At 48.9% G+C, this 10400-nt stretch carries 9 protein-coding genes and 2 pseudogenes; 2 read left to right on the forward strand and 9 right to left on the reverse strand.

What is annotated here, in order from left to right:
- A pseudogene (locus Q0614_RS07750) lies at nt 1–1376 on the reverse strand (hypothetical protein); the annotation flags it as partial.
- A 41-nt stretch (nt 1377–1417) separates the two neighbouring features.
- On the opposite strand from Q0614_RS07750, the gene Q0614_RS07755 reads away from it, so the two are divergent.
- On the forward strand, nt 1418–1702 hold the full coding sequence (locus Q0614_RS07755; RefSeq protein ID WP_298787797.1) for a hypothetical protein: 285 nt from the start codon (nt 1418–1420) through the stop codon (nt 1700–1702).
- A gap of 295 nt (nt 1703–1997) precedes the next feature.
- Here Q0614_RS07755 and Q0614_RS07760 read toward each other — a convergent pair whose 3' ends face one another.
- From Q0614_RS07760 to Q0614_RS07785, 6 genes are all read right to left on the reverse strand, one after another.
- Complete coding sequence (locus tag Q0614_RS07760) at nt 1998–3257, reverse strand: pitrilysin family protein (RefSeq protein WP_298787799.1); 1260 nt, start codon at nt 3255–3257, stop codon at nt 1998–2000.
- A 701-nt stretch (nt 3258–3958) separates the two neighbouring features.
- Nucleotides 3959–5008: a dehypoxanthine futalosine cyclase gene (locus Q0614_RS07765; protein WP_298787800.1), complete on the reverse strand. Its 1050-nt coding sequence runs from the start codon at nt 5006–5008 to the stop codon at nt 3959–3961.
- Between the two features lie 2 nt (nt 5009–5010).
- Entirely contained in the window at nt 5011–5385 is a 375-nt protein-coding gene (locus Q0614_RS07770) for a 2-isopropylmalate synthase (protein ID WP_298787802.1), read from the reverse strand.
- The gene (locus Q0614_RS07775; protein WP_298787804.1) at nt 5378–5728 is read right to left on the reverse strand and encodes a nucleotidyltransferase domain-containing protein; all 351 of its coding nucleotides are present in this window, start codon (nt 5726–5728) and stop codon (nt 5378–5380) included. Before Q0614_RS07775 ends, Q0614_RS07770 begins: the two co-directional genes overlap by 8 nt.
- Nucleotide 5729: 1 nt before the next feature.
- A complete protein-coding gene (locus Q0614_RS07780; protein ID WP_298787806.1) occupies nt 5730–6302 on the reverse strand; it encodes an NfeD family protein in 573 nt (190 codons plus the stop codon).
- Nucleotides 6299–7219, reverse strand: a complete 921-nt coding sequence (locus tag Q0614_RS07785) for a stomatin-like protein (RefSeq protein ID WP_298787808.1) — start codon at nt 7217–7219, stop codon at nt 6299–6301. The genes Q0614_RS07780 and Q0614_RS07785 overlap by 4 nt, the downstream gene beginning before the upstream one ends.
- Nucleotides 7220–7337: 118 nt before the next feature.
- Between Q0614_RS07785 and Q0614_RS07790 the strand changes: the two genes are divergently transcribed.
- Complete coding sequence (locus Q0614_RS07790; protein ID WP_298787810.1) at nt 7338–8528, forward strand: MFS transporter; 1191 nt, start codon at nt 7338–7340, stop codon at nt 8526–8528.
- Nucleotides 8529–8538: 10 nt separating this feature from the next.
- Here the strand turns inward: Q0614_RS07790 and Q0614_RS07795 are convergent, their stop codons facing one another.
- Nucleotides 8539–9690 (reverse strand): MFS transporter, encoded by a 1152-nt coding sequence (locus Q0614_RS07795; protein ID WP_298787812.1) that lies wholly within the window; start codon nt 9688–9690, stop codon nt 8539–8541.
- A 513-nt stretch (nt 9691–10203) separates the two neighbouring features.
- Nucleotides 10204–10400, reverse strand: a pseudogene (locus Q0614_RS07800) (ABC transporter ATP-binding protein); the annotation flags it as partial.

Raw genomic sequence — 10400 nt, forward strand, 5'->3', positions numbered from 1 at the left:
CTCAAAGTTTGAGTAGTCGCGGCTTGCGCGCTCGCTACTTGGCTTGAAGTTTGGATTGCCGTAGGTTTCCCACTTGTTTCTTGAGTTTGGGCGGCTACGAGTTGCAAATTTGCGATTCGAACGTCTGAAGTTTGAACCGCTGCGGATTGCGCATCTACGTCTTGGGCGCTTAAATTTTGTTGCTCGGCTATGGACTGCTTGGTCGCGACATGCTCTAACATGGGTTGCGCGGTTGTGGCTTGAGCCTCTGCTGGTTGTGTCGCTGCTTGGGCGTCGGATACTAGGTCGTTTGAAATTTTATCGTTGTTCGCCGTCGCTTCATTATCGGCTTTAAGATCGTCTGAAATTTCATCTCTGTGCGCCTCGACGCCGTATGTGGCAAGAAAATCCTCATCGCTTTGGACGTTAAAATTTTCGTCGTTATAAATCTTCGCGCCGCGCGCCTGAGGTTCCTCGCCGTCCAAAATTTTATCGCTCACAGCCTCTCCGCTGTGGATATTTTGGCTGGGCGAGGCTTCTGCGCCATTTGGAATTCCGTCGCTTAAAATTTCATTCGCCGCGCCGCGCCTTGCCTCGCAGGCAAGAGCTCCGCTGCTTTGAGGATAGTTTGAAATTTCGTTGCCCAAAATCTCATCATTTTGCGATCTGCCGTTTAAAATTTCAGCGGCGAAGCTTTGCGAGCTTGAAATTTCGCCGTTATCTAAAATTCCGTCGTCATTTAAAATTTTATCGCTGCTTGAAATTTCGCCTCTTAAAATTTCACTGCCGCTCGGAATTCTGTCGCTGTTTGAAATGTCGTCGCGCTCGCCGAAATTTTCCGCGCCGCCCTCCTTGAGCTGCCTATTTAGCGCGGCTAGCATTCGCACGCTGCGCGGCGAGCTCTCGTGTAGCGCAAGCAGTACCGCCGCCTCGTCCGCGCGCAGCCCACAGCCTAAAAGCGCGGACGCGCTTAGATATTTTTTGATCAGCTTTTGCGCCGCAGCGTCGCTCAGCGCGGCTTTGTATTTGGGCGCGATCCTGCCCGGCTCGCTTACGATTTTTGGGTTTACGAACTGCCACGAGCCGAAGCTCTCGTCGCATTTGCCGTGGATGAAAAATTTTTTGCCGCGCTTAAAGGCGCCGAAGTGCCAGCTTTTGGCGTTGAAGATCACGATTTTAATCTCGCGCTCCCAGCTGAGGCAGTGCGCTGTGACGATGAGCATCGAGCCGCGCCTGTGCTGGAAAAGGCACTCGACCTCCGCCGTGCTCTCGCCCGCGCAGGGCGCGTCCCCCACGCTCAGATCGTCGAAGCTTTTGGGCAGAAGCAGCGCCAGATCCAAAAGCGTCGTAATGCCCGCCTTTTGCAGCGTCGCCGCGTCTTTTGCTTCAAAAATCAATTTTCATCCTTTAAATTTGATAGGCGTTAAGCCCTCGCGCTGTGAAATTTTACGCGTTGAAGCGAAATCACCCGCCTAAATTTGATCGAAATTTTACGCGCCGCATCGAACGCTTGCTTAAATTTGCTCGAGATTTCGTTATTGCGGCAAATTTACTCGCCTGCTGCGCCTGTAAATTTTACCCGCCTTGCGTGTGTTTTGTTTGGCGGCTGTATCTTTGCGGAGTGCGCCGGGTTTTAAAAACAGAGCGCGAGCGCTTGAAATTTCACGACGCGATTTGCGAACCGTATGATCCGAAAGATATGCACGCGCGCATCATCTTTTAAATTTCACTACGCGGCTTGCAAACGGCTTGTGAAATCGAGCTCTTATTTTTGCGCGCTGAAATTTTACCGAGCCGCGCACGGCGCCTTTAAATTTAGCCGCTTTTGTAAGGCTCGCAAATTTGGCCGCTTTTGCAAAGCCCGTAAATTTTAACGCGATGTAAGCGCGGTTTTAAATTTAAACGCACAAGCCGTCCGCAAACGGAGCGCAAAAGTAAAATTTAGCGCCGTTCGCGCCGCTTTATAAATTTAAAATTTACCCATTTATGCCGATCACGGAGATACGCGCCGCGACGAGCTAAATTCTAAGCCCCTTTTTCGCGGCGGTCTCGTCGCAAATGACGGAAAAGCTTAGGTTCATGATCTCGTCGTGCGACTTGATGAAATCGTTGAGCGCTCCTAGTTTTAGCGCCTCGATGCGCTTTAAATTTCGCTCGAACTCGCCGAATGCGTAGCCCTTGTAATACTCGCTCTGCGCGATCGCCGCGCGCTTAAACATCGTCTCTTTTTGCAGCACGGCGCTTCCGATCAGGAATTTTTTGGCGCTTTTCAGCTCCGCTTCGCTCACGCCCGAGGCGATAAACTTCGCGATCTCCTCTTTTATGAGCGCAGCGGCGTTTTGTAAATTTTCGTTTTTAGTCTGCAGATAGCCCCAAAACTCGCGGCGGCTAAGCTCGAAATCGCCGCGCGCATAGACCGAATACGCAAGCCCGTGTTTGACGCGGATGCGCTCCATCAGCCTGCTGCCGAAACCGCTGCTTCCGAGCACGAAAAGCGTGGTGTTTGCGATGAACTCCTGCTCCTTTGGCAGCGTAAAGGGCGCGCCGAAGTAGATGTATGCCTGCTGCGTCTGCTCCTTTTGGATCTTTATCTTTTTCGCATCGCTCGGCGTGAAAAACGGCAGTTCGCACTTTTTGCCGCTTGAAAAGAGACTTAAAATTTCTGCGATTTTCGGATTTTTGTCGCTCATGTCGCCGCATAAAACGACGTACAAATTCTCCAAACTCAGCGAGGCGAAAAACTCCCGCACGTCCTTCATAGTGATCCGCTCTATGCTCGCCTCGTCGCCTATGAGCGGCCGCTCGAGCCTCGTGCGCGGATACAGAAGCGCTTTTAGGTTGCACGTCGCGATGTAATCAAACTCGCTTTTTAGCACGGCGATCTCGCCTATGGTTTGCATTTTTAGTTTTTCCAGCACCGAGGGCGTTAAATTGGGCTTCTTAAGCAGCTCTCGCAGCATGTCTAGGCCGAAATCGAAATGCTCTTTTAGGCAGTTTAGCTGGATGCCGAAGGTTTCAAAATTGCTCGCGGCGCTGATCTCGACCGCGCGGATATCGAGCTTGCGGTGAAATTCGCTCACTCCCAGCGTCTTTGAGCCCTCGCCCAAAACGCCCGCGCAGATGCGCGCAAGACCCAGGGTCTTCTCGCTCACCGCACCGCTTGCTTTAAAAATTAGCTTGAAGCTCGCCACCGGCAGCGAATCGTCGAACTGATACAAAAAGTCGATTTTAGCGCTCTTGCCGCCTTTGGTTTTAAGTGAAATCTCTTTTTTTTCCATCGTTTTCCTTTATAAAATTTTTAAATTTCATCGCTCTTACAGGCGCGGTTTTAAAATTTTGACGCAGCCAAGTCGTTTTTGAAATTTGCGCCGGGCCTGCTTTTAAAATTTCGCTAAAACGAGTTTTCAAAATTTTCTTCAAACTCGCTTCTAAAATTTCGCGCTAGGGCAGTTTTTCCCGTCCTGCTTTAAAATTTTAAATTTAATCGCGCCGTACGTTTTGTAAAATTTCAGCGCCCCAAACGGCTCCCCGCCGCAATGCATTCTAGCTACGAGGCGAAATTGTCACAGCGCATTTGCGGCACAAAACGAAATATCCGCGCCTAAACGGGGGCGCATGCTGCTGCTACCAAACACACAGCTCTGCGGCGTATCGAAACTGTAATATGTTTTGTCGCCGCAAATACGGCAAGCGCCTTCACAAAATCGTCTCGGGCGCCGTCTCTGCCGCGTTAATCTTGCAGCGTAGAATTTCGCGTCCAAAAAATTTTAAGGCGAAATTTCGCAGCGAAATGAAATTTTACCGTGCAAATTCCGCTTGCGCATGTAAATTTAAACCCGTACCCATATCAAAATTTTAAATTCCGTTGCAAAATTCCACGATCGCAAAAATTCGCCATCTGTTTTTAAGACAAATTCTACCGCTAAATTTTAGCCGCAAGCGAATAAATTTCCCGCCGCAAACGCGCAAAAGCCCGTACCTAAGCGTAAGTCTCCAAAATATCGTAGTTGGTGTTGCGCTTGGCGGGTATTTCGTCCACGTCGCGGATCAGCGCTATCATCTCGTCCTTGCTCATCCGAAAGCTCGCGCCCGCCGCCTTTACGACGTTTTCCTCCATCATCGTGCTTCCCAGATCGTTCGCGCCGAATTTCAGTGCCAGCTGCCCGATGTAGCTACCCTGCGTGACCCAGCTGCTTTGGATGTTTTTGAAATTATCCAGAAATAGCCGCGAGACGGCGAGCAGGCGCAGGTAGCGGTTCGGGCTTTGCTTTTTGATCTTGGGATGCTCGCGCAAAAGGCGGGTGTTCTGCCCCTGAAAGCTCCATAAAATGAACGCTCGAAAGCCGCCCGTGCGGTCTTGCAGCTCGCGGATTTTATCCCAGTGCTCTACGATCTCGCGCGTGCTCTCAAGCGTGCCGAACATCATCGTGGCGGTCGTTTTCATACCGATGCCGTGCGCCTCCTCGTGCACTCTAAGCCACGTGGCGCTGTCGCTTTTACGCGGCGCTACGAGGTCTCGCACGCGGTCGCTTAAAATTTCGGCTCCGGCTCCGGGCATCGAGTAGAGCCCCTTGGCTTGCAGTCTGCGAAGCACTTCGAGCGTGCTGATGCCGCTAAGGCGCGCGATATAATCGATCTCGATCGCCGAGAAGCCGTGGATCGTGATGCTCGGGTAATTTTTGCGGATGAACTCCACGAGATCCTCGTACCATTCGATTTTTAGCTTCGGATGAACGCCGCCTTGAAATAAAATTTGCGTACCGCCCACAGCGATGAGCTCCTCGATCTTTTCGCTAATCTGCTCAAAGCTTAGCACGTAGGCGTCCGCGTCGCTTGCGTGGCGATAAAATGCGCAAAATTTGCAATCTACCATACAGGCGTTGGTGTAGTTTATGTTTCGATCGATGATGAAGGTCGTGACGCGATCCGGGTGTAGCTCGCGCTTGCGCACAAACGCCGCGCGCCCAAGCTCGTTTAGATCGGCGTGCTCAATTAAATTTAGGGCTTCATCTATACTTAGTCTTTTCAAATTTATCCTTCCGATTTGCCTTTGCGATACGGCTTTAGTGCGCTGGTGATTTTTTGATTTAGCGTCGGCAGATAGTCCTTGATGGCTATCTCTATCGGCTCAAAATTTAGCCGTTCGTATTCGTGCGAAGCGATATTTCTAGTGGCGTTGATAGCTCTTATTTCATCTTTGCTAAAGATCGCCAAAGCCTGCAAATCGTTGCTTTCTTGCAGCCCTTTTAGAAGGGCGTGGATATTGATGAATTGCATCATTATCGCAGGCTGCAAAACGTCCTCATCGGCAGGCACAGGCACTACGCCGCCCTCGCATTTTTTTAGGATGGATGAAATTTTATCAGATATCTTTTTTAATCGCTCGACGCTTGATTTTTCAAACATAAATCGCTCCTTGCAGCAGCTTCATTTTTTCTTCGCGACTTAAAGAGGTAGTATCGCACAGATCGACATTTACATTAAATTTACTGGATAGCTTCTTTTTAAAATCGTCTAAAAAAACCAGCGCCGAAAAGGGGCTTCCTAGATTTTTTACCATTTTTGTCCCGTCGGTTTCGATCGCGATGTCGATGTCCGAAAACGCGTCGGCGCTATCTTTGGCGTAGCTGCCGAAAAGCCCTAGCTCGGTAACGCCAACTGCAAAAAGCCTCTTTTTTTGCGACGATAAAAATTTTAAAATTTCATCTTTGCTGTTGATCGTTTTTTTTGGTGCGGTTTTAGCGCTCACTCTACGCCTCTTTCGGATCTACGGGCGCTTCTTCTTTAGCGCCAGAGCTTTGCGCGCTTTTGCTTGCGGCGGCATTAGAATTTTTATCGTCGGTACTCGTGCTGTCGGCACCGCTTAAATTTGCGTCGCCGTTATTTAAATTTATCCCGTCTGCGCCGCTAGAATTTCGACTGCTATCTTTTTTAATCACGATCTGGCCGTTTTTTACGCCTAAAATTTCGACGCGGTCGCCCTCGTTAAGATCCGAAATTTCATCGCTTTTCCAAAACGTGCCTTTGAAATAGACCATGCCGTTTTTGACGGTGCCGGTGCCGCTTTCATCTAAAAAGTTATCCTTATGCTTCTCTTCTGGTTTGAAAAAGCGTGATTTTAGCGGCTTTTTAAATGCGATCAGAAGCACGAACGAAAGCACGAACGAAAGTAGAATTTGCACGTCCCAATCAAGATGAAAGCCGAAGCTCAAAAGCCCCGTGATGAAAAATCCGGCGCTGAAAAATATAAAGGTAAAATCCATCACCAAAAGCTCGACGATCGCTAAAATCACGCCGATTATGATAAAAATCAGCGCGTTCATTTAGCATCCTTCGCGCCGTTTTTGCTGAGGAATTCTTTAAGCACGCTAAGAGAGCCGATCAGCTCGCTCGTTTCGTAAGGGATCAAAATTTTATCCTTGCTAGGGTTTTTGGACAGCTCGCTGAAAGCGTTTACGCGACCTTGCGCGAGCAGGTATTCCGCCGCAAAGCTGGAAGCGCTCATCGCTAAATTTATATTGTCCATCGCGTCTTTTTGACCTTGTGCTAGCGCGATCTGCTCGTATTTTTTCGCATCCGCCATACGCTCGATCGCCTCGGCTTCGAGAACTTTCTCCTGCTTTAGCGCCTCGGCGTTTCGGATGAGGGCTGCTTTTTCAGCCTCGGCTTTAAGCTCGATCGCGCGCTTTTCGCGCTCTGCCTTCATCTGCATATTCATCGCCTCTTCGATGCCGTGCGGTACCGAAATTTCGGAAATTTCCACGCGCATGATCTTTACGCCCCAGTTATCCGCAGCGTCGCCCAGAGCAATTTGTAGCTTGGAATTTAGCTGATCGCGCGAACTAAGCGTGCTGTCTAGGCTCATCTCGCCGATCGCGCTACGTAGCGTCGTCATCGCTAAATTTGAAATCGCGCGGCGATAATCCTCGACGTTGTAAAGCGCCATCTTGCCGTCGATAACCTTCAAAAACACGATACCGTCTACGCTTATGTTGACGTTATCTTTGGTGATGACTTGCTGCTTGCTGATGTCCACGAGCTGCTCGCGCACGCTCATCTTCGCGCGCACCGCGTCAAAAAATGGCACGATGATGTGAAAGCCGCCATCAAGCACCTTGTGAAAGCGACCCAGCCGCTCGATGATCAAAATTTCTGATTGTGAGACGATCTTGACCCCCATCTTTAGAATTGCCGCGATGAGGATGCAAAATACTATTACCGTAGTTACGAACCCTTCCATTTTCACTCCTGAATTAAAATTTCGCAATTATAGCATTTTTAGCTTATTTTGGCTTTTAAGGCGCGCCGTGATACAATTTCGCTAGATTTTTTATATTAAATTTACGGGATAAAATTTTATGATCAGATACATCGTCCTGCTTCGACATTCGCGCAACTACCGCCTGCTCTTTTCGGCGGGTTTTATATGTATGTTCGGCCTATGGTTTTCGGTCGTTGGGATCGCTACGCTGCTCATTGAGCTTGGCGCGCCGGTGTGGGCGATCACGGCGGTGGGCGTCGTTTCGTTCGTGCCGAACGTCTTTTTGGCGCCCATCAATGGCATCATCGTGGATAAATTTCAACCAAAGCCGCTGATGACGGCGATGTTTATAACCGAGATGATCAGTATTTTCATGCTGATTTTTATCGATAGCTTGGATTATCTGTGGCTGCTGCTTTTGATCGTGGTCGTGCGCAGCGTCGCAGGCACGCTATTTTTTCAGACCGAATCTTCCACGCTGCCGAAATTTCTAAGCCGTCCTTATCTCAAGCTTGCTAACGAGATGACGGGCATTATCTGGACGATCACATATACCTTCGGAATGGCGAGTGCTGGCGTTTTTATCCACTATTTCGGCGTGCGAGCGGCTTTTATTTTGGATTTTTGCTTATATGTTTTTTCGTTTTTCATCCTGCTGCGGCTAAATTTTAAAGACCTCGCAAGAAACGCGCGTGAGCCGGTGTTTAAGATGCTAAAAGAGGGCTTTTCTTATCTGCGCTCGCACCCTTTGGTGGTGCATCTCATCGTCCTTCACGCCTTCGTCGCCGTCACCACCTACGACAATCTCATCGCGCTTCTTGCGAAGTATAAATACAAAGAAATTTTAAGCGCCTCGCTAGTCATCGGGCTTATGAATATGTCGCGCTCGGCGGCTGCGTTTTTCGGACAGATATGGCTAAGCAAGATCGTAAACAAGCACACTTTTTTTTGGCTATTGCTGGGGCAGTTTGCGGGCATCGCGCTGTGGGCGGTGCTGGAGTTTAACTACTGGCTTTCGTTTGCGGGCATGATCGCGGCGGGATTTTTCATCACGACGGTGTGGTCGTATTCTTTTACGCAGCTGCAAAGCCACGTCGATAGGGAATTTTTCGGGCGCGTTATCGCCTACAACGACATGGCGTATTTCATCGTCGCCACACTCGTGTCGGCCGCGATCGGATTTTTTTTCGAGATTGGATTTTCGCTTTCGCAAATTACCTTCGGCATGGGCTTAATGTTTGCAATCGCGGCGTTTTATTATAAATTTTTGATCTACGAAAAAATTTAAAATTTTAAAGCTATCTTTTCGGCGCGATCTCGGGGCGGAAGATAGCAAATATAAATAAAAAGCTCATCGCCGCGAAAAACACCCAGATAAAGCCGTTTGCGCCCAAAAATTTCATCATTGCGCCGATTATTAAAGGCGAGCAGAGCGACGCGCTCGAATAGATAAAAAGCATCGCCGCCGAAATTCGCACACGAGATGCGCCCTCGCCGGTGATGGAGTCGTTTGCGCGCGCGATGGCGAGCGAATACAAAGGAAAGGCGCCAAATCCCAACATCAACGCAAGTGCGCACGTTAGGATGAAGCTTTTAGCAAAAAATAGCGCCGCGCAGGAAGCAAGACCTACGGCGCAAACTATCATTATGGCGCGTTTGCGACCAAACTTATCTGAAATAGTGCCGCAGACGAGCTGCGCTAAGAAGCCTCCTGCCATCGCCGATCCCATAAATGCGCCCACCGAGCCCACTCCAAGCCCTGCGCTTAGCACGAAAACGCTCGCCATCGAAAAAAAGCCGTTAATCAAAATGCCCGCGCAAACCACAGTTGCAAACGCAAGCGGCGGCACTATTGAAATTTGCGGCATAGAAACTCGCATGCGAGCGGGGACTCTAGGAGAGTTGAAGCGGATTAGATTTACCGGCAGCAGCGCTAGGATGATAAAAAATGCGCTTAGCACGAAGACCTTCATCGTTCCGAAATTTAGCGCCAAAATTATAACTCCTATCGCAAACGCGCCGTAAAAAACCGCTTCGTAGATCGCCAGCACGCGGGAGCGGATGGAGTTTGTGATCTTTGAGTTTATCCAGCTTTCGATTATCATCAAAAGCGCGTAGTAGCAAAAGCCCAAAATAAAGCGCAAAATCGCCCAATATACGAGGTTTGAGCCAAGATCGTGCAGCATCGCCGCGATGCCAAAAAGCGCCGTAAAGACCGCGTATGCCCGCACGTACGAGAGTGCGCCGATTATCGAAGGTACGAAAAAGCCGCTAAAGATCGCCCCTAAAAAGAAAAACGCCGAAATCGCTCCGATCTCAAGCTCGCTGTGGCCGGATTCTTTTAGCATGATGCCTGCGCTTGCGATGACTAGCGCGTCGCCGATAAACATAAAGAAAATCCCCAGAAATAGGGGGCTTAGCGAGCGTGCCGCGCGCATGGACTCAAACAATGACTTTTCCTTGGAATTAAATTTAGCGTTATTGTAGCTTTTTATTGATTAAAGCTCGGTTTTTATGTAAAAAAATATTTGAAAAATTTCGATTCGGATAGAGATTTTAAAAAGATGCGAAAATTTATAAAGGAAAATCAAGCCAAAATTTTATCGCAGATGCCTAAGATCAGGTGTAGGTAGCGCGCCGAAAAGCCCAGCTTGCAATAAAATTTTACCGCAGCGGTTTTAAAACGACGCGAGCGTTTAAATTTATAAGCAAACCTGTAACGAAGCGCTGAAATTTTAAGATAAATTTTAATCCAAGCATTAAAGCTTTAGCGGTCGTGCCTCGTCGCACCAAAGAGTCGAGTTTTATTGAAAAGCCCTGCGGCCGAAGCGGCGATCCGCGCGGCTAAATTTTAAAATAAAATTTCAATCCTTGCGGATAAACTTATGAGGCTTACTTCAAAGATAAAATTTTAAAATTTCATAGAGCAAAACTGGGGCGCAAAAGGGGCAGAATTTAAAATTCTAGCCATTTTGCATTATCCCTTTTAGGCTGCGATACTCCTCGCATTCGCCCGTCAGCTTCGCGTCGGTGCCGATGGCGAGAATGCGGCCGTTTTTCATCACGGCGATATTGTCGGCGCGCTCGATCGTGGAGAGGCGGTGCGCGATTACAAAGACGATTTTGCTTTGTTTGATCTTTTCGATGACGTTTGAGATCT

This window comes from uncultured Campylobacter sp. (assembly GCF_937997595.1).
Classification (GTDB): domain Bacteria; phylum Campylobacterota; class Campylobacteria; order Campylobacterales; family Campylobacteraceae; genus Campylobacter_B.

Bases quoted from the DNA above. Each gene is read 5' to 3' on its own strand.
- Q0614_RS07780 (WP_298787806.1), bottom strand. From the start codon at position 6,302: ATGAACGCGCTGATTTTTATCATAATCGGCGTGATTTTAGCGATCGTC.
- Q0614_RS07790 (WP_298787810.1), top strand. From the start codon at position 7,338: ATGATCAGATACATCGTCCTGCTTCGACATTCGCGCAACTACCGCCTG.
- Q0614_RS07785 (WP_298787808.1), bottom strand. From the start codon at position 7,219: ATGGAAGGGTTCGTAACTACGGTAATAGTATTTTGCATCCTCATCGCG.
- Q0614_RS07760 (WP_298787799.1), bottom strand. From the start codon at position 3,257: ATGGAAAAAAAAGAGATTTCACTTAAAACCAAAGGCGGCAAGAGCGCT.
- Q0614_RS07770 (WP_298787802.1), bottom strand. From the start codon at position 5,385: ATGTTTGAAAAATCAAGCGTCGAGCGATTAAAAAAGATATCTGATAAA.